At 75.0% G+C, this 25,942-nt stretch carries 21 protein-coding genes and 1 pseudogene; 11 read left to right on the top strand and 11 right to left on the bottom strand.

The features are described from left to right. Positions 1 to 64: 64 nt before the first annotated feature. Positions 65 to 334 carry a helix-turn-helix transcriptional regulator gene (locus ACIA8Q_RS25260; RefSeq protein WP_360220243.1) on the top strand — a complete coding sequence of 90 codons (270 nt, stop codon included), beginning with the start codon at positions 65 to 67 and terminating at the stop codon, positions 332 to 334. 219 nt (positions 335 to 553) lie between these two features. Here the strand turns inward: ACIA8Q_RS25260 and ACIA8Q_RS25255 are convergent, their stop codons facing one another. From ACIA8Q_RS25255 to ACIA8Q_RS25230, 6 genes are all read right to left on the bottom strand, one after another. Continuing rightward, positions 554 to 1,945 carry an ABC transporter substrate-binding protein gene (locus tag ACIA8Q_RS25255; protein WP_360220240.1) on the bottom strand — a complete coding sequence of 464 codons (1,392 nt, stop codon included), beginning with the start codon at positions 1,943 to 1,945 and terminating at the stop codon, positions 554 to 556. A 154-nt stretch (positions 1,946 to 2,099) separates the two neighbouring features. Next, a complete protein-coding gene (locus ACIA8Q_RS25250) occupies positions 2,100 to 3,005 on the bottom strand; it encodes a carbohydrate ABC transporter permease (protein WP_360220237.1) in 906 nt (301 codons plus the stop codon). After that, on the bottom strand, positions 3,002 to 3,922 hold the full coding sequence (locus tag ACIA8Q_RS25245; RefSeq protein WP_360220234.1) for a sugar ABC transporter permease: 921 nt from the start codon (positions 3,920 to 3,922) through the stop codon (positions 3,002 to 3,004). The genes ACIA8Q_RS25250 and ACIA8Q_RS25245 overlap by 4 nt, the downstream gene beginning before the upstream one ends. Before the next feature lie 300 nt (positions 3,923 to 4,222). Beyond that, entirely contained in the window at positions 4,223 to 4,984 is a 762-nt protein-coding gene (locus ACIA8Q_RS25240) for a glucose 1-dehydrogenase (protein WP_360220231.1), read from the bottom strand. After that, positions 4,981 to 6,375, bottom strand: coding sequence for an MFS transporter (locus ACIA8Q_RS25235; protein ID WP_396317721.1), 1,395 nt, complete (start codon positions 6,373 to 6,375; stop codon positions 4,981 to 4,983). The genes ACIA8Q_RS25240 and ACIA8Q_RS25235 overlap by 4 nt, the downstream gene beginning before the upstream one ends. A 76-nt stretch (positions 6,376 to 6,451) precedes the next feature. Beyond that, positions 6,452 to 7,033: a TetR family transcriptional regulator gene (locus ACIA8Q_RS25230; protein ID WP_360220225.1), complete on the bottom strand. Its 582-nt coding sequence runs from the start codon at positions 7,031 to 7,033 to the stop codon at positions 6,452 to 6,454. 146 nt (positions 7,034 to 7,179) lie between these two features. Here ACIA8Q_RS25230 and ACIA8Q_RS25225 point away from each other — a divergent pair, with 146 nt between their 5' ends. Further along, complete coding sequence (locus ACIA8Q_RS25225; protein WP_396317720.1) at positions 7,180 to 7,665, top strand: DoxX family protein; 486 nt, start codon at positions 7,180 to 7,182, stop codon at positions 7,663 to 7,665. Between the two features lie 137 nt (positions 7,666 to 7,802). Here the strand turns inward: ACIA8Q_RS25225 and ACIA8Q_RS25220 are convergent, their stop codons facing one another. Both ACIA8Q_RS25220 and ACIA8Q_RS25215 read right to left on the bottom strand, forming a co-directional pair. After that, positions 7,803 to 8,099: an MTH1187 family thiamine-binding protein gene (locus ACIA8Q_RS25220; RefSeq protein WP_360220219.1), complete on the bottom strand. Its 297-nt coding sequence runs from the start codon at positions 8,097 to 8,099 to the stop codon at positions 7,803 to 7,805. A 241-nt stretch (positions 8,100 to 8,340) separates the two neighbouring features. Further along, positions 8,341 to 9,825, bottom strand: coding sequence for a SulP family inorganic anion transporter (locus tag ACIA8Q_RS25215; protein ID WP_360220275.1), 1,485 nt, complete (start codon positions 9,823 to 9,825; stop codon positions 8,341 to 8,343). 917 nt (positions 9,826 to 10,742) lie between these two features. On the opposite strand from ACIA8Q_RS25215, the gene gcl reads away from it, so the two are divergent. The 3 genes from gcl (at position 10,743) to ACIA8Q_RS25200 (ending at position 14,566) form a co-directional block, all read left to right on the top strand. Next, the gene (gene gcl, locus ACIA8Q_RS25210; protein ID WP_360220216.1) at positions 10,743 to 12,524 is read left to right on the top strand and encodes a glyoxylate carboligase; all 1,782 of its coding nucleotides are present in this window, start codon (positions 10,743 to 10,745) and stop codon (positions 12,522 to 12,524) included. Between the two features lie 193 nt (positions 12,525 to 12,717). Beyond that, positions 12,718 to 13,206, top strand: coding sequence for a glutathione peroxidase (locus tag ACIA8Q_RS25205; protein ID WP_360220213.1), 489 nt, complete (start codon positions 12,718 to 12,720; stop codon positions 13,204 to 13,206). Between the two features lie 145 nt (positions 13,207 to 13,351). Further along, the gene (locus tag ACIA8Q_RS25200) at positions 13,352 to 14,566 is read left to right on the top strand and encodes a metallophosphoesterase (RefSeq protein ID WP_360220210.1); all 1,215 of its coding nucleotides are present in this window, start codon (positions 13,352 to 13,354) and stop codon (positions 14,564 to 14,566) included. Positions 14,567 to 14,608: 42 nt separating this feature from the next. Here the strand turns inward: ACIA8Q_RS25200 and ACIA8Q_RS25195 are convergent, their stop codons facing one another. Beyond that, the gene (locus ACIA8Q_RS25195; RefSeq protein ID WP_396317719.1) at positions 14,609 to 15,532 is read right to left on the bottom strand and encodes a LysR family transcriptional regulator; all 924 of its coding nucleotides are present in this window, start codon (positions 15,530 to 15,532) and stop codon (positions 14,609 to 14,611) included. Positions 15,533 to 15,628: 96 nt separating this feature from the next. Between ACIA8Q_RS25195 and ACIA8Q_RS25190 the strand changes: the two genes are divergently transcribed. The 4 genes from ACIA8Q_RS25190 (at position 15,629) to ACIA8Q_RS25175 (ending at position 19,714) form a co-directional block, all read left to right on the top strand. Continuing rightward, on the top strand, positions 15,629 to 16,333 hold the full coding sequence (locus ACIA8Q_RS25190; RefSeq protein WP_360220204.1) for a succinate dehydrogenase cytochrome b subunit: 705 nt from the start codon (positions 15,629 to 15,631) through the stop codon (positions 16,331 to 16,333). After that, complete coding sequence (locus ACIA8Q_RS25185; protein WP_396317718.1) at positions 16,330 to 18,276, top strand: fumarate reductase/succinate dehydrogenase flavoprotein subunit; 1,947 nt, start codon at positions 16,330 to 16,332, stop codon at positions 18,274 to 18,276. The genes ACIA8Q_RS25190 and ACIA8Q_RS25185 overlap by 4 nt, the downstream gene beginning before the upstream one ends. Then, positions 18,273 to 19,010, top strand: coding sequence for a succinate dehydrogenase/fumarate reductase iron-sulfur subunit (locus tag ACIA8Q_RS25180; RefSeq protein ID WP_360220198.1), 738 nt, complete (start codon positions 18,273 to 18,275; stop codon positions 19,008 to 19,010). The genes ACIA8Q_RS25185 and ACIA8Q_RS25180 overlap by 4 nt, the downstream gene beginning before the upstream one ends. A gap of 401 nt (positions 19,011 to 19,411) precedes the next feature. Next, on the top strand, positions 19,412 to 19,714 hold the full coding sequence (locus ACIA8Q_RS25175) for a hypothetical protein (protein ID WP_360220195.1): 303 nt from the start codon (positions 19,412 to 19,414) through the stop codon (positions 19,712 to 19,714). A gap of 66 nt (positions 19,715 to 19,780) precedes the next feature. Here the strand turns inward: ACIA8Q_RS25175 and ACIA8Q_RS25170 are convergent, their stop codons facing one another. Both ACIA8Q_RS25170 and ACIA8Q_RS25165 read right to left on the bottom strand, forming a co-directional pair. Further along, positions 19,781 to 20,716: a DUF2797 domain-containing protein gene (locus ACIA8Q_RS25170; protein WP_360220192.1), complete on the bottom strand. Its 936-nt coding sequence runs from the start codon at positions 20,714 to 20,716 to the stop codon at positions 19,781 to 19,783. A gap of 176 nt (positions 20,717 to 20,892) precedes the next feature. Beyond that, complete coding sequence (locus tag ACIA8Q_RS25165) at positions 20,893 to 23,088, bottom strand: FUSC family protein (protein WP_396317717.1); 2,196 nt, start codon at positions 23,086 to 23,088, stop codon at positions 20,893 to 20,895. Positions 23,089 to 23,515: 427 nt separating this feature from the next. On the opposite strand from ACIA8Q_RS25165, the gene ACIA8Q_RS25160 reads away from it, so the two are divergent. Together ACIA8Q_RS25160 and ACIA8Q_RS25155 are read left to right on the top strand one after the other, a co-directional pair. Then, complete coding sequence (locus ACIA8Q_RS25160) at positions 23,516 to 25,663, top strand: restriction endonuclease (protein ID WP_360220186.1); 2,148 nt, start codon at positions 23,516 to 23,518, stop codon at positions 25,661 to 25,663. Positions 25,664 to 25,837: 174 nt separating this feature from the next. Beyond that, a pseudogene (locus ACIA8Q_RS25155) lies at positions 25,838 to 25,942 on the top strand (ABC transporter ATP-binding protein); the annotation flags it as partial.

Here is a 25,942-nt window from a genome sequence, read left to right as displayed (position 1 = left end):
CTGGACACCGGCCCGAAGGGGCCGGGCCCGCGGGGGCCGCCGGCGAGGGCCTAGAATCGGCGGCATGGTGAGGACTCCGCTGACCCCGTGGGAGCGCGAGCGCGGCGAGCGCTTCGGCGCGCTGCTGCGCGGGGCGCGTGGCGAGCGCAGCATGGTCGAGGTGGCTGCCGTGGCAGGAGTCTCGGCGGAGACGCTGCGCAAGATCGAGACCGGCCGGGCGCCGACCCCGTCGTTCTTCACCATCGCGGCGCTGGCGTTCGCGCTGGACCTCTCCCTCGACGAGCTCGCCGCGGCGTGCGTGCTGCCCGGGGGCGGCGAGGCACTGTCGGCCTGACGCCCGACGGCCGGTGCGCGAAGGAGTGCGCGGCGCACGGACCACGACGGCCGAGGCGTGACGGCCGACGCACGGCGTTCGACCCACGGCGGCCGACGCACGACGGCTGACGCATCGCATTCGACCCACGACGGCCGACGCACGACGGCCCGCCCGGGCGGTGGTGCCGCGCCGGGCGGGCCGTCGTGGGGCGTCCGGGCCGGAGCCCGGGCAGCCGGGTCAGCCGACCGAGCTGTTGTAGCTCTCGATCGCGGGCTGGAGCTCCTTGGCCGCGTCGGTGAGCGCCTGCTGGGCGCTCTTCGAGCCGGCGATGGTCTGCTCGATGGCGGTCTCCACGCCCTTGCGGGCCTGCGGCATCACGCCGAGCAGACAACCGGCCGTGGCCGGGGACGGCTTGGTCGCCTTGAGCTGGTCGATGGCGGTCTGGAACTGCGGGTACTTGGCCACCCACTCCTTGTCCTTGGGGTCGTCCAGGGACTTGCGGTTGACCGGGAAGTAGCCCGTGCCGGTGTGCCAGACGGCCTGCTGCTCGGGCGCGGTGAGGAACTTCTCGAACTCCCAGGCCGCGCGCTTCTCGGCGTCGGAGTGGCCGGGGCCGCTGATCCACAGCGAGGCGCCGCCGATCACCGGGCCGCCCTGGTCGGTGGCCGCGACCTTGGGGAACGCGGCCGTGCCGACGGTGAACTTGGCGGCCTCGGTGTAGCCGCGCAGCACGCCGGTGGACTCCAGGTGCATGGCGACGGTGCCGGCCTTGAAGGCGGCCTGCGCGTCGTCCGTGGTGCGGCCGGTGTTGGCCGCGTAGCCGCCCTTCACCAGGTCGGCCCACCACTGGACGATCTGCGCGCCCTGGGCGGAGTCGAAGACCGCCTTGCCCGCCTTGTTGCCACGGCCGTTGTCCTGGTCGCAGTACATGGTGCCGGACTCGGCGAGCAGCTGCTCGACGAACCAGCCGTAGATCGCGGCGCCGAAGCCGTAGCGGACGGTCTTGCCGTCGGCGTCCTTCTTGGTCAGCTTCTTCGCCAGCTCGCCGAGCTCGGCGAGGTCCTTGGGCGGCTGGGCCGGGTCGAGGCCGGCCTCCTTGAAGGCGTCGGTGTTGAGGTAGAGCAGCGGCATGGAGGAGTTGAACGGCATCGAGACGAGCTTGCCGCCGACCGAGTAGTAGTTGCGGATGTTCGCGTCGAGGTCGTCCAGCGGGTAGCCGTCCTTGTCGGCGAAGGCCTGGGCCGGGACGGTCTGCTTGGAGTCGATCATGAACCGGGTGCCGATGTCGTAGACCTGCACCAGCGCAGGGGTGCCCTTCTGCTGCACCGCCGCCTTGTACTTGGCGACCAGGTCGTCGTACTTGCCCTGGAACTGCGCCTTGATCTCGATCTTGCCCTGGTGGGCCGCGTTGAACTGGCCGACCAGGCCGGTGAGGACCTCGGCGTTCTTGCCGGTCATCGAGTGCCAGAACTCGACGCCGGTGACACCGGTGGCTTGGTCGAGCGCCTGGGCGCCGGGGGCGGCGTCGGAGGAGCCGCCGGAGCCGGCGGTGGAGTCGCCGGAGCTGCAGGCGGTCAGGGACAGGCCGGCCACCAGCAGGGCCGCGAGCGCGCGGGCACTCTTGTTCACGGGGTTCTCTCTCTGTCGGGAGGGACGGGCGCGGACGGACGGACGGGACGGGCGGCGGGAGCCGGAACCCGCGGTGCGAGGTGCGCGGTGCTCGGTGCCCGGTGCTCGGTGCCCGGTACGGGAGCGACCGGCCGGAGGGCTCCGGGTCGACGGCTCAGCGGACGGCGCCCGCGGTCAGCCCGCGGACGATGAAGCGCTGGCCGAACACCACCAGGGCGAGGGTGGGCAGCAGGGAGAGCACGACGCCGGCCAGGATCAGGCCCGGGTCCGACATCTCGGAGTCGCGCAACGAGGTGAGGCCGATCTGCAGGGTCTGCATGTTCGCCGTGCGGGTGATGATCAGCGGCCAGAAGTACTGGTTCCAGGCGGAGAGGAAGACGTAGATCGACAGCGCCGCCAGGGCGGGCTTGTTGAGCGGGACGACGATCCGCCACAGGAACCGCCAGTGCCCCGCGCCGTCGATCCGCGCGGCGTCCCGCAGTTCCCCGGGCAGCTGGCGGAAGGCCTGCCGCAGCATGAAGGTGCCGAAGCCGGAGGCGAGGAAGGGCAGTACCAGGCCGAAGTAGGTGTTGCCCAGCCCCCAGCCCGACAGCGTCAGGTAGTTGGGGATGATGATGGCCTCCCAGGGGACCATCAGCGTCGCCAGGAACACCCCGAACACCGCGGCCCGCGCCCTGAGCGGCAGGAAGACGAAGGCGTACGCGGCCAGGATCGAGGTGAACAGCTGGGCGAGCGTGATGACCGTCGCCGTGATCGCCGAGTTGGCGTACTGCCGGGCCAGCGGGACGGTGTCGACGGCTCCGGCGAAGTTCCGCCCGGTGACGGAGTGCGGGACGAGTGCCGGCGGGTAGGAGGAGAGCTCGGACGGGCCCATGAAGGCACCGGCGACGGCGTAGTACACCGGGAAGGCCACGGTGACGACGGCGACGGCGAGCAGCAGGTGGACGGCGGCGCGGCCGATCAGGTCGCGCGGCGAGCGGCCGGCCAGGGGGCGCCGGCGCGGCGGCGCCCCGGACTCGCTCCCGGTCTCCGCCCGGGCCTCGGTGGCGAGGGTCGTCATGCGTAGTGCACCTTCCGCTCCAGGACGCCGAACTGGACCGCCGTACAGGCGAGGACGACCACCAGCAGCACCACGGCCTGGGCGCTGGCCGTGCCGAAGTCGCTGGAGCCGTAGGCGAAGGCCTTCTCGTAGACGGAGTAGACGAGCGTGCGGGTGGCGCCGTCCGGGCCGCCCTTGGTGAGGATGTGGATCTGGCCGAAACTCTGCAGCGCGTGCACGGTGGAGACCACGGTCAGGAAGAAGAGGTGCGGCCCGAGCATCGGCACGGTGATCGAACGGGCCAGTCGCAGGCCCGACGCCCCGTCGATGCGCGCCGCCTCCACGATCTCCGGCGGGATCGAACCGATGCCGGCGGAGAGCACCAGGACGTTGTAGCCCAGGCTCATCCAGACCGTGGTGAGGGCCACCGAGAGCAGCGCGTAACGGGAGTCGGTCAGCCAGCCGATCGGCCCCCGCCCGAGGTGCGAGAGCAGGCCGTTGAGCACCCCGCTGGCCGGGTTGAAGAACACCGCGAAGACCACGGAGGCGCTGGCCACCGAGAAGGCGAAGGGCAGCGCGAAGGCCGAGCGCAGCAGCCGCACGCCCCTGATCCGGTTCTCCAGCAGCAGCACCAGCGCCAGCGCGCCCAGCACCCCGGGCAGCACCGTGAACAGGGTGAACAGGGCGGTGGTGACCAGGGTGCGCCGGAAGTCCGCCGAGGTCAGCAGGTCCGTGTAGTGCTTCGCCCCGACGTAGCGGGAGGGCGCGCCGAAGAGGTCGTTGGCGTGGCCGCTCAGGTAGACCGTCCGTCCCAGCGGGTAGCCGATGAACAGGACGAAGACCACCAGGGAGGGCAGCAGGAAGGCCCAGGCGAGCCCGTGTTCGCCCCAGCGGCTCCGGCGGCCCGGGTGGGGCGCGTTGTGCGGTGCGGTCGGCATGGGTTGGCGCGTCCGCCTTTCGTTGCGTCGGTTCCGGCCGAAACCGTGTCTTGCCCACACGACGCGTCGGAAACCTCACGATGAGCAACGAGTGTCAGCAGGATTACGCGTTCGCGTCAGATTCCGGCCGACCGGGCACGCGCGGTGCGGCGCCCACCGGGGCAGCCGCGCGCGGAGGGGCGCGGGCCCCGGGCGGGCCCGGTCGCCGACCGGGCGGGGGACGACGGACGAGGGCTCGGCGACCGGTCGGTGACCGGTCGTCGGGCCCTCGGGTCCGCCGTCGGGGACGCCTGTGCGGGATCAGCCGGTGATGCCGCCGTCCAGGACCAGGTCGGCGCCGACGGTGTAGCCGGCCTCCGGCGAGGCGAGGTGGAGGACGGCGGCGGCGATCTCGCCGACCTCGCCCGGGCGGCCGACCGGGACGGTGGACTTCATCCGGTCCGCCTTGTCGGCGGCGCTCTCGCCGGGGCGGCTGGACATCGGGGTGTCCACCGGGCCGGGGCTGACCAGGTTGATCCGGACGCCGTCGGCGATGTGGTCCAGCGCGGCGGTGCGGGTCAGCGCGGTGACGGCGGCCTTGCTGGCCGCGTAGGCCGCGAGGCCGGGGATCCGCATGTGGGCGCCGACGTTGGAGGAGACGTTGACGATCGCGCCGCCGCCGTGGGCCCGCATGTGGGCGATCTGGTGCTGCATGGCGAGCAGGGTGCCGGTCACGTTGACGGTGAGGACCCGCTCCCACTCCTGCGCGTCGATCTCGGCGACCGGGCCGACGGCGCCGAGCACACCGGCGTTGTTGACGGCGACGTCCAGGGCGCCGAACGCCTCGACGGTCTCGCGGACCAGCCGGGCCGCGTCCCGGCCGTCGGTCACGTCACCGGTCAGGGCTACGGCCGTGCCGCCGGCCTCCTCGATCAGCTCGACCGTCCCGGCGAGCGGTCCGGCGCTGCGGCCCGCGACGGCGACCCGGGCTCCCTCCCGGGCGAAGGCGAGGGCGATGGCCCGGCCGATGCCGCTGCCGCCTCCGGTGACCAGGACGGACGTGTCGGCGAAACGCGTGGTCATGACGAGTACTCCTCGGGGTGATCGGTGCTTGCGGTCGTGGTGCTGGTTCGGGGCAGGGCGGCGACCGCGACGGCGGTGAGCGCCAGCCCCGCGGCGGCCGCCGCGAACGCCGCGGCGTAGCCGCCGACGACGGTCGGGCGGGTGGCGGCGAGCGCCATCAGGGCGGCGACGCCGGTGGTGGGGCCGAGTTCCATGGCCGTGTTGAGGACACCCGCGGCGAGGCCGGTCCGTTCGGGCGGCACGCCCCCGGTGGCGAGCACCGCGGAGCCGGCGAAGGCGGCCGCGGCGCCGGCGGGCAGCAGGAGCAGCCCGGGCAGCAGCCCGGTGGCGTAGCCGCTGCCGGGGGTGAGGCCGGCCAGCAGCCCGAGGCCGGCGGCCGCGAGGGCGAGACCGGCGGTGGTGACCGCGGCGGCGCCGTACCGGGCGGTCAGCGGGGCGGCGAGGCGGCCGGCCAGCAGCAGGGCCGCGGCGTACGGCAGGAAGGCGGCCGAGGTGGCCAGGGTGCCCCAGCCGCGCTGCTGTTGGAGGTAGAGGGCGAGCATCAGGAAGGTCAGCGCGGTGGCGGTCGCAGTGGCCGTGACGGCGGCGAGCGCGGTGGCCCGGCGCCGGTCGGTAAGGAAGCCGGCCGGCAGCAGCGGGTCGGCGGCGCGGCGCTGGGCGGCGGCGAAGCCGAGCAGCAGGGCGAGCCCGACGGCCAGCGGGCCGATCACGGCGGGCGCGGACCAGCCGTGTTCGGTGGACGCCACCAGGCCGTAACTCGCCGCACAGACACCGGCGGTGGCGAGTACGGCGCCGCGCAGGTCCAGGGCCGGGCGACGACCGGCGGGAGCGGCGGGCGGCAGCGAGCCGGAGCGGGCGAGCCCGAGCAGGGAGACCAGTACGGGCACCGCGAAGAGCCAGCGCCAGGAGACCCAGGCGGTGACCGCGCCGGAGAGCAGGTTGCCCGCCGTGGCACCGAGCACCGAGAGGCCTCCCCAGGCGGCCATCGCCCGCCGGTGGTCCGCGGGTCCGGGGCGCAGCACGCGGACCACCGCGACGGCGGCGGGTGCGGCGAGGGCCGCGCCGACGCCCTGGGCGAAGCGGCCGGCGAGGAGGGCCGACTGGCCGGGGGCGAGGGCGCAGCCGAGCGAGGCGACGGCGAGCAGGGCGAGCCCCGCCCGCAGGACGGGCCGGCCGCCGTGGCGGTCGGTGAGTCGGCCGCCGAGCAGGAGCAGGGAGCTGAACGAGAGTCCGTAGGCGGCGCTGAGCAGCAGCACGCCGGACGGGCCGAGGCCGAACTCCCGGGCCACCAGGGGCAGCGGCACGGAGAGGATCATGATGGTGAAGATCAGCGTGGCCTGGACGCCGCCGAGCAGCGCGAAGCCGGAACGGGCGGCCGTGGTGGCACCCATGAAAAAATCCCCCCTTATACGACCGTTCGGTCCAGTATCGACACAGCAGTGCATCCCGACGCCCCCGGCGGGCGGGTCAGTCGAGCAGCACCAGCGCCTGCTCGGCGGCGTCCCGCACCCTGGCCGCCCCGTCGACGGTCTTCCCCATCACCCGCATGCCCTGCAACAGCACCATCAGCATCCGGGCCAGCGCCCGGGGTTCCCGCCCGGCGGGCAGCTCCCCCTGTGCCTCGGCGCGCACCAGCGCGGCGACCAGCACCGTCTCCAGGTGCCCGAGGCTGGCCGCCACCCGGCGGGCCGCCGCCTCGTCGTGCGGACCGAGCTCGACCGCGGTGTTGGTGACGAAGCAACCGCGCTTCAGCCCGTCCTCGGCGGAGGCCGTCGCGTACCGACGGACCAGCGCGCGGACGGCCGGCAGCACCGGCCCGGGCTGGGAGAGCTCGGCGAGCAGCACCGGGTCGGTCTGCTCGGCGTAGCGCTCCAGCGCGCGCAGGTAGAGCTCGCGCTTGCTGCCGAAGGTGGCGTAGATGCTCGCCCGGGCGATCCCGAGCCCCTCCACCAGGTCGGCCATCGAGGTGGCCTCGTAGCCGCGCCGCCAGAACAGCTCGAGCGCCGCCTGAAGCGCCGCGTCCGGGTCGAATTCCTTCGTTCGCGCCATGGGAGGACGCTAACCCTTTCCAGATCGATCGGTCAAGAAAGGTCGAAGAGGGGGCGTGATCGACATTTGACGGAGCATTGCCAAGTGGACTAGACCAAAGCTACCCTTACCGCCCCGTACCTCCTCCCCCCACAGGAGGCGTTTCCATGTCCCTGAACCTCCCCGCCACCCGCCGGCAGGCCGCCGAGGCCGCCCGCCCACTCGTCCTGACGGCCTTTCGGGCCGTCGTCGGACTGCTCTTCGCCTGCCACGGCGCCGCCTCGCTCTTCGGCGTCCTCGGCGGCGCGAAGGGCGGCGGCACCGTCCCGGCCGGGCAGTGGCCCGGCTGGTGGGCCGCGCTGATCCAGCTGGTCGGCGGCACCCTGGTGCTGCTCGGCGTCGGCACCAGGGCGGCCGCGCTGCTCTGCTCCGGCTCGATGGCCTACGCCTACTTCACCGTCCACCAGGAGCACGCCCTGCTACCGCTGCAGAACGGCGGCGAGCCCTCCGTGATGTTCTGCTGGGCCTTCCTCGCCATCGCGGTGCTGGGCTCCGGCCCGTTCGCACTGGACCGGCTGCTCACCCGGAACGCCGACGCACCCGCGGCCACCGAGCCCGCCCCGACCGGCGCCCGGCCCGGGCCCACCGGCTGACCGACTGACCAACCGGCCGACTGACCGGTCAAGGTCGGAACGGTCGGCCGACCGTTCCGACCTTGACCGGCGCGCGTCCGACCGGCACGCGTCCGGCGGGCACGGGCGCGGCAGTGCGGCGGGCCGACCGCCCGCGGTCAGCCCTCCGCCAGGTGCCGTTCCACCGAGGCGACCTTGCCGGTGAGGCCGTCGGTCACCCCGGCCCGGTCGTCGATCTTGATGACCGTGCTCACCCGGCCGCTGTAGGCCTTCACCGCCTCGATCGCCTCCCTGATCACCGGCATCACCTCGTCCCACTCCCCCTCGACGCTGGTGAACATCGCGTCCGTGCGGTTGGGCAGACCGCTCGCCCGCACCACCCGGACGGCGGCGGCCACCGCCTCGCCCACCTCCTCACCGATCCCCAGCGGGGTCACCGAAAACGCCGCGATCACCGTTCTGCGCTCCTCACACCGGCACTGCACACACCGACCGCACCGACGGCGCCGGGAGCACCGACGGCACCGGTCGCGGCCCGGAGGAATCCCCGGACCGCGACCAGGCTAGACACTCCCCCGCGCCGGCAGCGGAACCGACGGACGGTCGGCGCGCGGACGGGCGGGCGGCCACCGACCCGCGGTCGGGAGCCGTCGGGCGCTCGGGCCTCCGACGGGGACTCAGGCCTCCGACGGGGGCTCAGGCCACCGTCGGCAGCGGTGGTTCGACGGCCAGCGGGGCGGTCGAGCGGGCCCGGTGCTGCGCGGCCCAGGCGGCGAGGGCGACGGTGCAGGCGTGGTCCAGGTGGCGCAGGCCCGACCAGTCCAGCTCCACCGGCCGGTCGGCGGGCAGCCGCTCCAGGGCGTCCAGCAGCCGGGGCAGCCGCAGGAAGGTCGCGTTGCCGCTGAGCCGGACGCGGTGCAGCGCGGCCCCGGTCGGCAGGACCAGCTCCTCCACGGCGATCTGCAGGTGCGAGGTCTGCCAGGCCGACTTCACCACGGCCAGCCCCACACCGATCAGCACGCCCTCGAACAGGTCGGTGGCGATGATCGCGGTCGCGGTGACCCCGAGCACCAGCGCCTCGCCGTGGTGCTCCCGGCCCAGCGCGGCGATCCGCCGCAGCGGGACGAGCTTCGCCCCGGCGTGCACCAGCACGGCGGCGAGCGCCGTCAGCGGGACGAGCCCGAGCGCGCCGGGCAGCAGGGCGGTGAACAGCAGCAGCCACAGCCCGTGCATCGTGCGCGAGGCCCTGCTGCGGGCGCCCGCCTGGACGTTGGCGGCGCTGCGGACGATCACCGCGGTCATCGGGAGGGCCCCGAGCAGTCCGCACACCGTGTTGCCGACGCCCTGGGCCGTCAGCTCGCGGTCGTAGTGGGTGCGCGGCCCGTGGTGCATCCGGTCGACGGCGGCGGCGCTGAACAGCGTCTCGGCGGAGGCGATCAGGGTGAAGGCGACGACGGTGCCGAGGCCGGCGGTGCCGACCAGGGCGTCGAGCGCGGCGCCGCCCGGCGGCTGGACGACGTCGAGCAGTCCGGCCACCCGGACCCTGGCCACCGGCAGGTCGGCGGCGGCCGTCACGGCGGCGGCCAGGCCGACCGCGGCCAGCGGTGCGGGCACCGCGCGGGCGACGCGCCCCGGTACGTACCGCCAGCCGACCAGCACCAGCAGGGTGCCCAACCCCAGCGCGATCGCGCTCGGGGCGGCCGCGCCGGTGAGCACGTCCGCGAGCAGGCGGGGCAGCCCGGCGATCTTCTCCGGCCCGGTGGCCGGGGCCCGGCGGTCGGCGAGCGCGTAGAGCTGGCCGAACAGCAGGGTCAGCCCGATGCCGGCCAGCATGCCGTGCACCACGGAGGCGGACATCGCCCGGAACCAGCGGCCGAGCCGCAGGGCCCCCATGACGATCTGGAGCAGCCCGGTGCCGAGCACCAGCAGGCCGAGCGCGCCGACGCCGAACTGCTGGACGGCGTCGTAGACCAGGACGGTCAGCCCGGCGGCCGGGCCGCTCACCTGCAGGCTGCTGCCGGGCAGCAGGCCGACCACCAGACCGCCCACGATGCCGGTCACCAGGCCCAGTTCGGCCGGGACGCCGGAGGCGACGGCCACCCCGACGCAGAGCGGCAGGGCGACCAGGAACACCACCAGCGAGGCGGGCAGGTCGTGGCGCCAGGGGACGGCGCGCAGCACGGCGAGCGGGCTCCGGCCGCGGCCCGGCGGGGCGGGCTTGCGGGGGCGGCCCGCGGGGGCGTTCCGGGGCGGTCGGCTCACCCGGTCACCGCCGGGGGGCGGTCAGGGCGATCAGGGGAACAACGCATGGGGACGTTCCTTTCCCGCGCCCGGCACCGCGGGCGCGCCGTCACTGGGCAGGGGGCGGCGTGGGCGGACACGACGGTGGCGGACGGGCGCCGGAGCGCGCGCCGGGGGCGGCAGGCGGCTTGCCGGCGGGGTGGCGCGAGGACCACCAGGCGGTGCGGGGGCCGGGCGTCGGGCGTCGGGCGTCGGGCCGGAAGATCCGGACGACGGAGGGCGTCGGGGGCCGGGCGTCGGGTCGGAGGATCCGGACGACGGAGGGGTCGGTCGAGTCGGGGCCACCGGAGCTCCGGACCGCCCCCGCCACCCCCCGCCGCGGCCACGGCCGGACCTGCCGGGCCCGGCGTGGCACCGACGGTACCCAGCGCCCCGGGGCGGCCCGACACCGGACACCCCCCCTTCACCCGCCCTGCACACCGGCGCCACACCCAGGCCCGGAACACCCGGTTCCACGGGCACACCAGCACGACCCGCGGCCGCGTGTACGAACCAGACCGGTGCGGCACGGTTTGCAGCAATCGACGACTCGGTCGCCCCGGAGGCCGTCGAGCGCTGGAGGAAGCGGCGATGGTCCGGCCGGACCCGCCGTGACAGCCTGGCCGGACACCCGGACGCCCGCACCGACCTGCGGTTTCACCGCCGGCGGCCCGCTTCCACATTCTGTTGAAACTCCCCTTGACGCCCCGACAGGGCCCGCCGTACCGTGCTTCCACATACAGAAACCGTTCTTCCGTATGGTGGAATTCTGGAGATGAGCCCTCCGACCCACTGCCGGCCGACGCAGGAGAAACCCGATGCCTCGTATGACAGCCGCCCGCGCGGCGGTGGAGATCCTCAAGCTCGAAGGCGTTGAGGTCGCGTTCGGCGTGCCGGGCGCAGCCATCAACCCGTTCTACGCCGCCCTCAAGGCCTCCGGCGGGATCAGGCACACGCTCGCCCGGCACGTCGAGGGCGCCTCCCACATGGCCGAGGGCTACACCCGCGCCAAGGCCGGCAACATCGGTGTCTGCATCGGCACCTCGGGCCCGGCCGGCACCGACATGATCACCGGCCTGTACTCGGCCATCGCCGACTCGATCCCGATCCTGTGCATCACCGGCCAGGCCCCCGTCGCCCGCCTCCACAAGGAGGACTTCCAGGCCGTCGACATCGCCTCGATCGCCAAGCCCGTCACCAAGGCGGCCACCACCGTCCTGGAGGCCGCGCAGGTCCCCGGCGTGGTCCAGCAGGCGTTCCACCTGATGCGCTCCGGCCGTCCGGGCCCGGTCCTGATCGACCTGCCGATCGACGTCCAGCTGACCGAGATCGACTTCGACCCCGAGGCCTACCAGCCGCTCCCGGTCTACAAGCCGACCGCCAACCGGATCCAGATCGAGAAGGCCCTCGCGCTGCTCCAGGAGTCCGAGCGCCCCCTGATCGTGGCCGGCGGCGGCGTCATCAACGCCGACGCCTCCGAACTGCTCCGCGAGTTCGCCGAGCTCACCGGCGTCCCGGTCGTCCCCACCCTGATGGGCTGGGGCATCGTCCCCGACGACCACGAGCTGAACGCCGGCATGGTCGGCCTGCAGACCTCGCACCGCTACGGCAACGAGAACTTCCTCGCCTCGGACTTCGTCCTCGGCATCGGCAACCGCTGGGCCAACCGCCACACCGGCGGTCTGGACGTCTACACGGCGGGCCGCACGTTCGTCCACGTCGACGTCGAGCCCACCCAGATCGGCAAGATCTTCGCCCCCGACCTCGGCATCGCCTCCGACGCGAAGGCCGCCCTGGAGCTCTTCGTCGAGGTCGCCAAGGAGCTCAAGGCCGCCGGGCAGCTCAAGGACCGCGGCGAGTGGGCCGCCGCCACCCAGGCCCGCAAGGCGCAGCTGCAGCGCCGCACCCACTTCGACAACGTGCCGCTCAAGCCGCAGCGCGTCTACGAGGAGATGAACAAGGCCTTCGGCCCGGAGACCCGCTACGTCACCACCATCGGCCTCTCCCAGATCGCCGGCGCGCAGATGCTGCACGTCTACAAGCCGCGGCACTGGATCAACTGCGGCCAGGCCGGCCCGCTGGGCTGGACCATCCCGGCGGCGCTGGGCGTCGCCACCGCCGACCCCGAGGGCCAGATCGTCGCGCTCTCCGGCGACTACGACTTCCAGTTCATGATCGAGGAGCTGGCGGTCGGCGCCCAGCACCGCATCCCGTACGTCCACGTGCTGGTGAACAACTCGTACCTGGGCCTGATCCGCCAGGCGCAGCGCAACTTCGACATCGACTTCCAGGTCAAGCTGGAGTTCGAGAACATCAACGCGCCGGAGCTGGGCGTCTACGGCGTGGACCACGTCAAGGTCGCCGAGGGCCTGGGCTGCAAGGCGATCCGGGTCACCGAGCCGGAGGGCCTGCTGCCCGCCTTCGAGGAGGCCAAGAAGCTGGCCGCCGAGTTCCGCGTCCCGGTCGTCGTCGAGGCGATCCTGGAGCGGGTCACCAACATCTCGATGAGCGGCAACGACATCGACAAGGTGAACGAGTTCGAGGAGCTCGCCACCCTTCCCGAGCACGCGCCGACCGCCATCCGGCCGCTGGCGCTCTGACCGGCACCGGACGGGCCCGGGTCCCTCCCCCCGGGCCCGTCCGGCTCGCCGCCCCGCACCCCGGGCAGCGGCGCGCCCGGTCCACCCCGCCCGCGCGGAACACCGGCGGGCCCGGCACGGTTGACCCGGCCGGGGCGGCTACCGTGACCACGGGAGCCACCCGCCATCCCGACCTGCCGAAAGGACCACCACCGTGAGCCTGTACGACATCCCGCTGCGCACCCTCGCCGGCGAGGCCGCCTCCCTTGCCGACCACAAGGGCAAGGCGCTGCTGATCGTCAACGTCGCCTCCAAGTGCGGCCTGACCCCGCAGTACGCGGGCCTGGAGCGGCTCCAGGAGCGCTACGCCGGGCGCGGGTTCACCGTGCTGGGCTTCCCCTCCAACCAGTTCGCCGGGCAGGAGCCGGGCAGCGCCGAGGAGATCCAGACCTTCTGCTCCACCACCTACGGCGTGTCCTTCCCGCTGTTCGAGAAGACCGACGTCAACGGTGACGACCGCCACCCGCTGTACGCGCAGCTGACGCAGCACGCCGACGCCGAGGGCCAGGCCGGGGACGTCACCTGGAACTTCGAGAAGTTCCTCGTCGCCCCGGACGGCACCGTCGCGGCCCGCATCCGCCCGCGCACCGAGCCCGAGGCGGACGAGGTCATCGCCGCCATCGAGGCCGTCCTCCCCGCCTGATCACCCACCCGCCGAAGGCCCGGGGCCCCGCCCCGGGCCTTCGGCGTCTCCGCCCGCCCACCGGTCGGGACCCGGGCGGGGGCGGGGGCGGGGGCTGGCGGATGATGGGGGGGCAGGACGGGGCGGCGGACGTGAGGTGGTCGTGGTGGCGGTCGGGGAATCGACGGAGTCGGGCGCGGCGGACGCGGGCGTGGCGGCCCCGGGCGGGCGGCGGAGGCGGCGGTCCGCGGTCAGGCGGCTGGGCGTCCTCGTGCTGGTGCTCGTGGTGCTGTGCCTTCCGCCGTGGTGGACGGTGTTCGCCGGCGCCGGCTGGCCGTTGCCGGTGGTCCTGGGCGGCACGGCCGTCCTCGCCGCCTGGATGCTCTCCTTCCCCTTCCTGATGATCGCGGGGCACGGGGCGCGGCAGTCCGACCGGGCGGCGCGGGTCGCCGACACCAGCCTCGGGGTGGTCTGGGTGCTGTTCACCTGGTCGGTGCTGGGCGCTCTGGCGGACCTCGTGCTGGGCGGGCTCGACGTCGGCGGCGCCGACCGGTCCAGGGCCGTGGCCGTGGCGGTGGCGGTGGTCTCGGCGGGGCTGCTCGGCTGGGGGCACCACGAGGCGATGCGCGTGCCCCGGGTGCGGCGGCTGGACGTCCACCTCCCCCGGCTCGGCGCCGGCCTGGACGGGACCCGGGTCGTGGTGCTGGCCGACACGCACTACGGGCCGATCGACCGCGCGCACTGGTCGGCGCGGGTCACCGAGGTGGTCAACGGTCTCGACGCGGACGTCGTGGTCCACGCCGGCGACATCGCCGACGGCACGCCCGCCCGGCGCTGGGAGCAGTCCGCGCCGCTGGGGGCGGTCCGGGCCCGGCTGGCCAAGGCCTACGTCACGGGGAACCACGAGTACGGCAGCGAGGCCCAGGGCTGGCTGGACCGCATGGCGGACCTCGGCTGGGAGCCGCTGCACAACCGTCACGTCGTGGTGGAGCGGGGCGGGGACGCCCTCGTGCTCGCGGGCGTCGACGACGTGACGGCGGCGTCCTCCGGCCTGGCCGGGCACCGTGCGAACCTGCTCGGAGCGCTGGCGGGGGCGGACCCGGACCAGCCGGTCCTGCTCGTCGCCCATCAGCCCAAGTACGTCCCGCAGGCCGCCGCAGCCGGGATCGACCTGCAGGTCTCCGGACACACCCACGGCGGCCAGATCTGGCCGTTCAACCTCCTCGTCCGGATCGACCAGCCGGTGGTGCACGGTCTGAGCCGGCACGGCGAGCGGACCCAGCTGTACACCAGCCGGGGCACCGGCTTCTGGGGGCCGCCCTTCCGGGTCTTCGCCCCGAGCGAGATCACCCTGCTCACCCTGCGCGCGACCACCGGATGACGCACCGCGTGACGCCCCGGGCCCGCGCCGCGTCCGGAGGGGTCACGGCAGCAACAGCGTGGTGCCCGGGGGGAGTTCGCCGCTGCCCGCGGCGGTGTGCAGGTGGGCGAGGAGGGTGGCGCGCAGGGCGGCGGCGGCGCGGGTGGGGGGCACCTCGTGGCCGTGGGCGACGGCGATGGTGCGGCCCAGGCCGGGGCCGGCGAACGGGGTGACCGCCAGGCCGGAACGGGCCGCGACCATGCCCGGCAGCACGGCCGGCCCGAGCCCGGCGCGGACGAAGCCCAGCACGGCGTCCATCTCGCCGCCCTCGACCGCGAACTCCGGTTCGAAGCCGGCCGCCCGGCAGGCCGCCAGGGCCGTCTCCCGCAGGTCGTAGCCCTCCCGGAACATCACCAGCGGCCGCCCCCTGAGCTCCGTCACCCGGACCTTGCGGCGGGGGCGCGGCTCGGCCGAGACCAGCACCAGTTCCTCGTGCAGCAGTTCGGTGACGGCCAGGGCGGGTTCCTCCTGCCCGCTCGGCGGGGTGATGATCAGCGCGAGGTCCAGCTCCCCCGCCGCCAGCGAACGGACCAGGTCGCGCGAGCCGCCCTCGCGGACCACCAGGGCCACCCCCGGGTAGCGGTCCCGGAAGACCCGCAGCACGTCCGGCACCAGGCTGGTGCACAGGCTCGGCGGCGCCCCCAGCCGGACCCGGCCGCGGCGCAGCTGCACCGTCTCCTGGACGGCGAGGCGGGCGCTCTCGGTGTCCGCGAGGATGCGCCGGGCCAGCGGCAGCAGGGCGTCCCCGGCGTCGGTCAGCGCGATGTTGCCGCGGGTGCGGTGGAACAGCTCGGCGCCCAACTCCCGCTCCAGGGAGCGGATCTGCTGGGACAGCGACGGCTGGGCGACGTGCTCCGCCTCCGCCGCGCGGGTGAAGTGGCGGGTCTCGGCGACGGCCAGGAAGTAGCGGAGTTGCTGCAGCTGCACCCGGCCAGGATAGAACGCGACGATAGGCACCGGCTATCGTCGCGAGCCGCATCATGTCTTGGACGCACCCTTGTGGCCGTCCCTACCGTTGCTGCCATGACAACCGCGACTCGGACGGGCCGGCGTCCGTCCACCCTGGCGACCCTGTGGCGGTCGACCGTCGGCAAGAAGGCGGTCATGGCCGTCAGCGGACTGGTCATGCTGCTGTACCTGGTCGCGCACATGCTGGGCAACCTCAAGGTCTTCTTCGGCCCCGACGACATCAACGGCTACGCCGCCTGGCTGCGCACCATCGGCCAGCCCTTCCTCGGCCACGAGTGGTTCCTCTGGATCGCCCGGACCGGCCTGCTCGCGGCCGTCGTGCTGCACGGCGTGTCCGCGTACCAGCTGAGCCGGCGCGACCTCGCCGCCCGGCCGAACCGGTACGTGCACCGGCGCCACCGGACGAGCTACGCGACCCGCACGATGCGCTGGGGCGGGGTGATCCTGGCGTTGTTCATCGTCTGGCACATCCTCGACCTGACCACGCTCACCGTGAACCCGGCCGCCGAGCACGGCCACCCGTACCAGAACATCGTGGCCTCCTTCGGCACCTGGTACGGCGGCCCGATCTACGTCGTCGCGATGCTGGCCGTCGGCCTGCACGTCCGGCACGGCTTCTGGAGCGCCGCGCAGACCCTCGGCGCCAACAACGCCCGGCGCGACCGCGCGCTGAAGCTGACCGCCAACGGCCTGGCGCTCGTGCTGACCGCCGGCTTCCTGTCCGTCCCCGTGGCCGTGATGACCGGAGTGGTGAGTTGAGCACCTACAGCGACTACACCGTCGGCGAGCCGATCGCCGACACCAGGGCCCCCGGCGGGCCGATCGAACAGCGCTGGGACCAGCGGCGCTTCGACGCCAGGCTGGTCAACCCGGCCAACCGGCGCAAGCACACCGTGATCGTCGTCGGCACCGGGCTTGCGGGCGGCGCGGCCGGCGCCACCCTCGCCGAACAGGGCTACCACGTCGTCCAGTTCTGCTTCCAGGACTCCCCGCGACGGGCCCACTCGATCGCCGCCCAGGGCGGCATCAACGCGGCCAAGAACTACCGCAACGACGGCGACTCCGTCCGCCGGCTGTTCTACGACACCGTCAAGGGCGGCGACTTCCGCGCCCGCGAGTCCAACGTGCACCGGCTCGCCCAGGTGTCGGTGGAGATCATCGACCAGTGCGTGGCCCAGGGCGTCCCCTTCGCCCGCGAGTACGGCGGACTGCTCGACACCCGTTCCTTCGGCGGCGTGCAGGTCTCCCGCACCTTCTACGCCCGCGGCCAGACCGGCCAGCAACTGCTGCTCGGCGCCTACCAGGCGCTGTCCCGGCAGATCGCCGCGGGGAACGTGGAGATCCACCCGCGCACCGAGATGCTCGACCTGCTCGTGGTCGACGGCCGGGCCCGCGGCATCGTCGCCCGCGACCTCGTCACCGGGCGGATCAGCACCCACACCGCCGACGCCGTGGTGCTGGCCAGCGGCGGCTACGGAAACGTCTTCTACCTCTCCACCAACGCCAAGAACTCCAACGCCACCGCCGTGTGGCGGGCGCACCGGCGCGGCGCGCTGTTCGCCAACCCGTGCTTCACCCAGATCCACCCCACCTGCATCCCGCGCTCCGGCGACCACCAGTCCAAGCTCACCCTGATGAGCGAGTCGCTGCGCAACGACGGCCGGATCTGGGTGCCCAGGGCGAAGGGCGACACCCGGCCGCCCGCGCAGATCCCGGAGGAGGAGCGCGACTACTACCTGGAGCGGATCTACCCGGCCTTCGGCAACCTGGTGCCGCGCGACATCGCCTCCCGGGCCGCCAAGAACGTCTGCGACGAGGGCCGCGGCATCGGGCCCGGCGGGCAGGGCGTCTACCTGGACTTCGCCGACGCCATCCGCCGGATGGGCCGCGACGCCGTCGCCGCCAGGTACGGCAACCTCTTCGAGATGTACGAGCGGATCACCGCGGAGGACCCGTACCGGGTGCCGATGCGGATCTACCCCGCGATCCACTACACGATGGGCGGACTGTGGGTCGACTACGACCTGCAGACCACCGTGCCCGGCCTGTTCGCGATCGGCGAGGCCAACTTCTCCGACCACGGCGCCAACCGGCTCGGCGCCAGCGCCCTCATGCAGGGCCTCGCGGACGGCTACTTCGTCCTCCCGCCCACCCTCAACGACTACCTGGCCCGCCACCCGCTGCCCGCCGTCCCCGCCGACCACCCCGCGGTCGCCGAGGTCGAGGCCGAGGTCGAGGACCGGCTCAACCTCATCCTCGCGGTGGACGGTGACCGGACCCCGGACTCCTTCCACCGCGAGCTGGGCGAACTGCTCTGGGACGAGTGCGGCATGGCCCGCGACGAGGCCGGGCTGCGCCGCGCGCTGACCCGGATCCCGGAGCTTCGCGAGGAGTTCTGGCGCCGGATCAAGGTGCCCGGCACCGGCCTGGAGCTCAACCAGTCGCTGGAGAAGGCCAACCGGCTCGTCGACTACTTCGAGCTCGCCGAACTCATGTGCCTGGACGCCCTGCACCGCGCGGAGTCCTGCGGCGGCCACTTCCGCACCGAGAGCCAGACCCCCGACGGCGAGGCCGCCCGCCGCGACGAGGCCTACTCCTACGCCGCGGCCTGGGAGTTCACCGGTACCGGGAGCGCGCCCGTGCTCCACCGCGAGGCCCTCGAGTTCGAGTACGTCCACCCCACCCAGCGGAGCTACGCATGAACCTCACCCTGCGCATCTGGCGCCAGGCGGGCCCGGACGCACCCGGCTCGATGACCACCTACCAGGTCGGCGGGATCAGCCCGGACATGTCCTTCCTGGAGATGCTCGACACCCTCAACGAGGAGCTGATCCTGCGCGGCGACGAGCCCGTCGCCTTCGACCACGACTGCCGCGAGGGCATCTGCGGCGCCTGCGGCATGGTCATCAACGGGCAGGCCCACGGCCCGGAGCGCACAACCACCTGCCAGCTGCACATGCGGCACTTCCGGGACGGCGACACCGTCGACGTCGAGCCCTGGCGGGCCGCGGCCTTCCCGGTGGTCAAGGACCTGGTCGTGGACCGCTCCGCGTTCGACCGGATCATCGGCGCCGGCGGCTACATCACCGCCCCCACCGGCAGCGCGCCCGACGCGCACGCCACGCCCGTCCCCAAGGAGGTCGCCGACACCGCCTTCGAGCACGCCGAGTGCATCGGCTGCGGCGCCTGCGTGGCCGCCTGCCCGAACGGTTCTGCGATGCTGTTCACCTCCGCCAAGGTCGTCCACCTGAACGTGCTCCCCCAGGGCGCGCCGGAGCGCGCCTCGCGGGTGCGGGACATGGTCGGGGCGATGGACGCCGAGGGGTTCGGCGGCTGCACCAACACCGGCGAGTGCGCCACCGCCTGCCCCAAGGGCATCCCGCTCCCCAGCATCGCGGCGATGAACCGCGAGTTCCTGCGGGCCGCGCGCCGTTGACGGCCCCGCCCGGCCCCCACCCCGGACCCCACCCGGGCCCCGGACCGTCACCGGCCCGACCCCGCCCCACCCGCGCCCGGCCCCTCCGCCGGCCCCGTGTCCCCGGACGCGGGGCCGGCGGCGTGTCCCGGGGCGTGCGGGGTGATCGCGCGCTCCCCGAAGGGGTGGTGGATCGTCAGGAGCGGTGCTGTCGTGCGGGAAATCGCGCTACGGTGGTGCTCCGCTACGGAGGGACGGCATATGCCCGAGGTTCAGTCCTGTTCCGGTTGCGGCGGGTCCGGGGGGACCCAGAAGACCGAAGCCACGGTCGAACGGGACGAGGAAGGAAGCATGGTGCCGAGGATCCACACCTTCTGGTCGCCATGCGGTCGGTGCCACGGATCCGGGACGGTGATCGTCGGATGAGATTGGTCTTCGAGTGTGTCGAGTGCGGTGGGCACTACCTGCCGCCCGAGGCGATGGCGTACCCGGACGGGCCCGCCTCGCCGATCTGGTGCACGCCCTGCCAGGGTGCCAAGCGGGACGCCGGGATCCGGGAGGACCCGCTGCTCGCCCGGCTCGCCCTGGCCGCGGCCCGGGCCGCCCTGGCCCGGCGTGCGGCGGAGGCCGAGCCCGGCGGGCGCGGCGACGTCCGCCCGTCCCGGCCGCCGTTGTCGCGCCGGGCGCGTTCCGGGCCCGGCGGGGTGCGCAGCCGGCTGGGGTAGCAGTCCTTCCGCAGGGCGACTGCCCGCCCCGGGACGGTGGCACCGTCCCGGGGCGGGCCCCTGGCGTCAGAACAGCGCCTCCTGGGTGTCCGGCTCGGGCGGGCGGACGCACTCCTCCAGCCCCAGCCCCTCGGACGCCCGGCCGGTGACCGGGGTCAGCGCCCAGCCGGTGAGCTGCCGGGTGTCCAGCAGCAGCGGACAGGAGCCGTCCGCCTGGTCCAGGAAGAGGTGCCGGCCGACCGGCGGCCTGAGCCGCCCCGCGACCACCGCACCGGCGGCCAGCCCTCGGACGTACCGGTAGGCCTCCGGGGCGCCGCCGGTGAGGCCGAAGCGCTCCACGTGGTCGGTCACCGGGCGGTCGGCGGGCAGTTCCAGGGCGTGGCCGTCCAGCAGCCGGTGGGCCCGGGCGCGCGCCTCGGTGAGGACGGTCCGGCGGTGCGCCGCGTCGCCGTGCGACCACCAGTGCGCCGTCTTGACCCGGCTCTTGAACCGCTCCCGGGCCAGGCCCGAGGCGGCGATGGTCAGTTCGGCGCGGCGCACCGACGGAAGGCTCCCCCGGGCGGTGAACGCGTAGGCCAGCGCGCCCTGTTCGAGCAGCCGGCTGTCGCCGCGCTGCTCGGCCGTCAGGCCCACCTTGAGCAGGCCCTCGCCGAACCAGGCGAGGTAGAGCAGGTAGGTGCGGCCGTCGTCGAGGATCTGGTCCCGCGCGAGGGCCAGGCCGCGGTCCACGCTCTGGCAGGCCGGGCACTGCACCGCGGCCCCGTCCGGATCGATCACCGCGTGGTGCGGGCAGGGCGTCCGCTCCGTCGCCCCCGCCAGCCAGGCCCCGGTGCAGCGGCGCGGGCCGCCGAGCAGCCACCCCACCTCCGCGCCCGGCACGACGGCCCGCTCGTGCACCTGCGCGCCGCGCACGGCGCCCAGCACGGCCCGCCCGTCCTGCCAGCTCAGCCCCGTGGAGACCCAGCCGCCGGGTCGTTCCGGGTGCTGTGGTGCGATCGTCACGGGCGTCCCCTCCCTCTGGTCCTTGCCGACCCAGCGAGGCTACCCGCACCCGGCGACACCACGGGCCGGCCCGGGGGAACCGGCGGGGACCAGGGCCGACCCGAGCCGACCCCACCCGGACCGACCCGGGCCGGCCGCGGGCGGAGGCACGGCCGGGCGGCGGGACGGGGCAGGGCTCACTCCGGCGGAGGGCCGTGCACCTGCTCCAGGTCGTCGAGCAGCCCGGCGAGCCAGACCGCGACGTCCACGGTGTGCGGCGACACCTCGCCGTCCGGCCGCCCGCCCGGCCCGTCGAGCCCGCCCACCAGGGCGGCCCGGGCCCTGGCGAGGTCGGGCTGTACGACCCCGGCCGGTTCGCGCGCCCGCAGCGCCGCGGCCTGCCGGCGGAACACCTCCGCGACCTCCGCCGCCCGCCGCTCCAGCACCGCCGCGCCGCCGGGGCCGGCGGCCGCCGTCCCGGGCGGGATGCGGGCCAGCAGGGGCTCGGCCCCGTGCACGGTGTGCTGTCCGGCGCGGACGGCGGCCTGCCAGTTGGGCCCGTCCGCAGCCGGGTCGTGCCGCTCGCTGCGGTACTGGGCGTACATCGCCTCGGTGAGCAGGGCCGAGCGGCGGGCCCGGTGCAGCGCGCCCGTGGCCGGCCCGGCGCCGGTGACGACGGCGACCGTCTCCCGCAGGGCCCCGGCGCTGTCGTCGAGCATTCCGGCGGTGCGCCGGCGGAGGTCCTGGGCGCCGCCGCGCGGCCAGGCGCAGAACCCGGCGAGGATGCCGATCGCCGCACCGGCGGCCACGTTGACCAGCCGGGCCTCCGCCAGCCGCCAGCTCGCGGGCGCCAGCTGGGTGAAGACCAGCGCGACCACCACCGTGAACAACCCCTGCCCCCAGGCCAGTCCGAGCACCGGGCCGACGGTGAAGGCGAACAGCATCACCGGGGGCAGGGCGGTCGCGTACACCAGCGGGTGCTCCCCGATCCCGAGCAGCAGGGCGGCCGTGACGGCGGCGCCGCCGGCCGTGCCGACCAGCGCCGGGCGCAGCGTCATCCGGGTGTCGGCCGCGCTGGTGCGCATCAGGGTGAGGGTCGCCAGCAGCACCCAGAAGCCGTGCGAGAGGTCGAGGCCGCCGGCCAGCAGCCGGGCCGCGCCGAGCGCCCCGGCGGTGCGCAGCGCGTTGCGGAACGCGACCGAGCGCGGGGTCAGGTTGGCCCGGAAGCGGCGCCACCAGAGCAGCGGGGCGGGGTCGTAGGCGTACCAGAACGGCCCGGGCCGCTGGTCGGCGGGCGTGTCGTCGGGCGGCAGCGGCGCTCGACGGCTGACCCTCGTCGCGCGGGCGACGAACCGGGCGCCCTCGGCGGCGTCCAGGGCGGCCGTGCCGAGGGCCGTCCGCGCGAGCGGGCCGGGGTCGGGTCCGGAGCCGTCCCGGTGCGCGGAGCGCTCGGTGTCGAAGGCGGTGAGCGCCCCGTCGACCCGCGCGGTCCCCGGGGCGGCGCCGCCCCGCCGCACCCCGGCGGCCGTCGCGCGCAGGGTCGCGGCGGTGGCCGCGGTGAGGTCGGCCGCGCCGGGGTAGGGCCCGCCGGCGCGGGCCAGCCGGAGGATCCGGACGAGCTGCGGGCCGGTGTAGTGCAGCGCCGTCGCGCAGTGGGTGAGGGCGCGGTCGACCGCGCCGGCCGAGGCGGGCCGTTCCATCAGCGGGATCCGGGAGAAGCGCAGCTCGTCCAGGCGGGCGCGGGCCCGGTCGGTGGCGGCGGTGACGGCCGCCGCGGGGGCGGCCCGGTCGGCGGTCGCGCGGGCCGCCAGATCGGCCAGGTCGGCGACCGCGGTGGCCGCGCCCGACAGCCGGTCCCGGTAGTCCGGCGGGGCCGGCTCGGGCCACAGCAGCAGCTCGGCCGCGGCGAGCAGCAGCAGGCCCGCGGCGACGCCGAGCAGCCGTTGCGGGAGGGTGTCGGGGCTGTACGGCGGGAAGCAGGGGAGGATGTAGAAGAGCTGCAGGCCGTTCGCCAGGCCCACCAGCCGGGGCCCGCCGACCGCGCCGAAGGCCACCGCGAAGCCGACGCCGACCATGCCCAGCGCCGCCGTCCAGGCGTGCACGGCGAGCGCGGTGCCGACGCAGACGAGCGCGCCCGCGAACGGCAGCGCCAGCAGGACGGTCCGGGCCCGGGCCCGGGCGGAGCCCTCGATCCGGGACAGCACGCCGAGCGCGATCGCCGCGAACAGCGCGTAGGTGGCCGCCACTGGGCGGTCCAGGACGTAGCGGAAGGTGTAGAAGCCGGCGCACGCGGCGAGCGTGACCCGCACCGCGCGGTGCACCGTCGAGGCGTCGGGGCGGACGCGGCGCGGCTGCTGCTGCGGCGGCGGCGTCGGCCCTGACGATCGGCGCATCGCTCCTCGCTCCCGCGCGGCGGGCCGCCCCGGCGCGGGTGCCGCCGCCGGGCGCGGGCATCGGACTCCTCCACGGTAGGACGCCCTCGCCGCGGGCGCCGACCGGAGACGGGGCCGCAAACGCGGGCACCGACCGCAGGCGCAGGCACCGACCGCAGACGCGGGCACCGACCGCAGACCCGAGCCCCGTCGAAGCGGCCGGCCCCGCCGCGACCGGCAGCGGCCCCCGCGACGTACGGCTGCGGCCCCCCTCTGGCGACCGGCGGACGCCCGAGGACACGGGCCGGGGCACGCCCCCGGGCGGCGGCCCCGCACGGGGGCGGCGCCGCAGGTCGCGGGCGCTTGGCCGGGCAGGGTGTCCACGTTCTATTGTGGCGGGCGCGGTCGGTGGCGTCGCCGGGAGGCGACGCGGACAGGAGGGGTGGACGTGGCGGGGCGGCGGAACGACGGGGTGCTGGCGATCTGGGCGGAGGCGCAGCGGCAGCAGCAGCGCCGGGAGGAAGCCCGCTGGCGCGCCGAGGCGGCGGAGGAGCGCCGCCGGGAGCGCGAGCAGCGGGAGGCACAGCGGGCGACGGCCCGGACCGAGCGGGAGGCGAAGGCCGCGTACCAGCAGTCCCGGGAGGCGGAGGCGGCCCGGCGGACCGCCGAACTGGACGCCCGGGTCGAGGAGTTGCGCGGCCTGCTGGCCGCCGGACTGGCGGCGCCGGCGTTCGGCCCGCAGGCGCTGCTGGCGCCGCGCGCGGTGCCGCCGTTCGACCCCGGCCCGCTGGGCGTCCCGGTGCCGATGCCGGACCAGGGCGCCCCGGCGTACTACGTGCCGCCGCCGGACCACCTGCAGGCCCGCAACCCCGGCGTGCAGCGCCAGTACGAGCAGTACCTGGCGCAGGCCCGGGCCCGGTTCGAGCAGGACTGGTACGCCGCGCAGGCGCAGGAGGCGGACCGGCAGCACCGGTTGGCCGCGTACCACCGGGAGTACCTCGCCTGGGCCGCGCAGTTCCGTCACCAGGACGAGGAACGCGCCGCCCGCACCGAGGAGTTGCTGCGCCGGCTGCGCGCCGGCGATCCGGAGGCCGTGCAGGAGTACTTCACGGCCGGCCTGTACGCGTCGGCGGCCTGGCCGGAGGGCTTCCCGCACCGGCTGGTGGCCGCCTGGGAGGCGTCGAGCCGGCAGCTGGTGGTGAACTGGGAGCTGCCCGGCGCGGACGTCGTCCCGGCCGCCGCGCGGGTGCGGTACGTGAAGGCGGACGACCGCGAGGCGGAGGTGGCCCGCCCGGCGACGGAGCGCAAGGCGCTGTACCGGGAGGTGCTGGCGCAGTCCGCGCTGCGGCTGGCGGCGGAGCTCTTCCGGGCGGACCGCGACGGCATGCTGGACTCGGTGGTGCTGAACGGCTTCGTCCGCGGCATCGACCCGGCGACGGGCCGGGAGGCCGAGCGCTTCCTGTCCACCCTGACCGCCTCCCGGGCCGGTTTCGCCGGGCTGGCGCTGGACCGGGTGGCACCGGTGGAGTGCTTCCAGGGCCTGGGCGGCAAGCTCTCGGCGCGACCGGAGCGGCTGGACGAGGTGCGGCCGGACCGGCTGCCGGAGACGGTCGGCGGGAGCCTGGCCGGGCACGGCGGCGAGGACGACCCGGACCTCTTCGAGATGGACCCGATCGACTTCGAGGAGCTGATCGCGGAGCTGTTCCGGCTGCGCGGCTTCCGGGTGATGACCACGGCCCGCAGCGGCGACGTCGGCGTGGACGTGGTCGCCGAGGACCTGGACCCGGTGACCGGCGGCAAGATCGTGATCCAGGCGAAGCGCTACCGGAAGACGGTGCCGCCGACGGCCGTGCGCGACCTGGAGTCGACGGTCCGTCACCACGGCGCGAACAAGGGCATCCTGGTGACCACCGCCGGGTTCGGGCGCGGCTCGTACAGCTACATCGAGGGCAAGCCGCTGACCCTGGTCAGCGGGCCCGAGCTGGTCGAGCTGCTGGCGGAGCAGGGGCTGCGCGGCCGGCTCGGCGGGGGCGCCGGGGCTCCCGCCGACGGGGTGGCCCGGGCGGCCGAACCGGCCGAGCGGCACAGCAGTCTGACGGTCAGCTGGCAGAGCCGGACGGCCGGCGGGGACGCGGTGGAGCTGGACGTGACCGCGTTCCTGTGCGCCCGCGGACGGGTGCTGACCGACGAGCACTTCGTGTTCTTCAACAACCCGCAGGACCCGGACGGCGCGGTGCGGCTGCACCCCACCCACTCGGTGCCGGGCGAGCCGGCCCGGGCCGTCCGGCTGACCGTGGACCTGGAGCGGCTGGCGCCGGCGGTGGACGAGGTGGTGGTCGCCGTCTCCACCGAGGAGGAGGAGCCGCCGGCCCTGCCGCTGGGCTACGTGCACGGGGTCGCCATGGCGGCGACCTACGGCCCGGGCACGGCCGGCCCGGCGCAGTGGGCGGCCGGCACCGGGGGCGTGCCGGACAGCGCGATGCTCGTCGGTTCGTTCCAACGGTCGGGCGACGGCTGGACGTTCAGCCCGTCGGGCCGGTCGGTGGCGAACGGGCTGCTCGGGCTGGCGGGCGCGTTCGGGGTCGCGGTGGAGTAGCGAGGGGGACGAAGGTCCTCAGGGACCGGCGTCATACCTCAGGAGGAGAAGGCCCCCGCCGCGCCGCCGGGACGGCGGGGGCCGACCCTCCCCGGGGCATACGCGTCGGGCCCGAACGGCTTGGGAGGATGGATCGGAATCCGAAAGTCCGTTCCCAGCCCCTGGAGCACCCCCGTGACGTTCCCCGCAACCGCCGTCCGCACCGGCCGGGCGGCCGCCCGCGCCACCGGCCTGAACAAGGTCTACGGGGAGGGGGAGACCCGCGTCGTCGCCCTCGAC

Source organism: Kitasatospora sp. NPDC051705 (assembly GCF_044453265.1).
Classification (GTDB): Bacteria; Actinomycetota; Actinomycetes; order Streptomycetales; family Streptomycetaceae; genus Kitasatospora.
This window is presented reverse-complemented; position numbering and strand designations above follow the sequence as displayed.

Excerpts from the sequence above, each read along its gene's own strand:
- ACIA8Q_RS25245 (WP_360220234.1), bottom strand. The coding sequence starts at position 3,922 with ATGCCGACCGCACCGCACAACGCGCCCCACCCGGGCCGCCGGAGCCGC.
- ACIA8Q_RS25235 (WP_396317721.1), bottom strand. The coding sequence starts at position 6,375 with ATGGGTGCCACCACGGCCGCCCGTTCCGGCTTCGCGCTGCTCGGCGGC.
- ACIA8Q_RS25165 (WP_396317717.1), bottom strand. The coding sequence starts at position 23,088 with ATGCGCCGATCGTCAGGGCCGACGCCGCCGCCGCAGCAGCAGCCGCGC.
- ACIA8Q_RS25175 (WP_360220195.1), top strand. The coding sequence starts at position 19,412 with ATGAGATTGGTCTTCGAGTGTGTCGAGTGCGGTGGGCACTACCTGCCG.
- ACIA8Q_RS25230 (WP_360220225.1), bottom strand. The coding sequence starts at position 7,033 with ATGGCGCGAACGAAGGAATTCGACCCGGACGCGGCGCTTCAGGCGGCG.
- gcl (WP_360220216.1), top strand. The coding sequence starts at position 10,743 with ATGCCTCGTATGACAGCCGCCCGCGCGGCGGTGGAGATCCTCAAGCTC.
- ACIA8Q_RS25240 (WP_360220231.1), bottom strand. The coding sequence starts at position 4,984 with ATGACCACGCGTTTCGCCGACACGTCCGTCCTGGTCACCGGAGGCGGC.
- ACIA8Q_RS25260 (WP_360220243.1), top strand. The coding sequence starts at position 65 with ATGGTGAGGACTCCGCTGACCCCGTGGGAGCGCGAGCGCGGCGAGCGC.
- ACIA8Q_RS25225 (WP_396317720.1), top strand. The coding sequence starts at position 7,180 with ATGTCCCTGAACCTCCCCGCCACCCGCCGGCAGGCCGCCGAGGCCGCC.
- ACIA8Q_RS25250 (WP_360220237.1), bottom strand. The coding sequence starts at position 3,005 with ATGACGACCCTCGCCACCGAGGCCCGGGCGGAGACCGGGAGCGAGTCC.
- ACIA8Q_RS25180 (WP_360220198.1), top strand. The coding sequence starts at position 18,273 with ATGAACCTCACCCTGCGCATCTGGCGCCAGGCGGGCCCGGACGCACCC.
- ACIA8Q_RS25190 (WP_360220204.1), top strand. The coding sequence starts at position 15,629 with ATGACAACCGCGACTCGGACGGGCCGGCGTCCGTCCACCCTGGCGACC.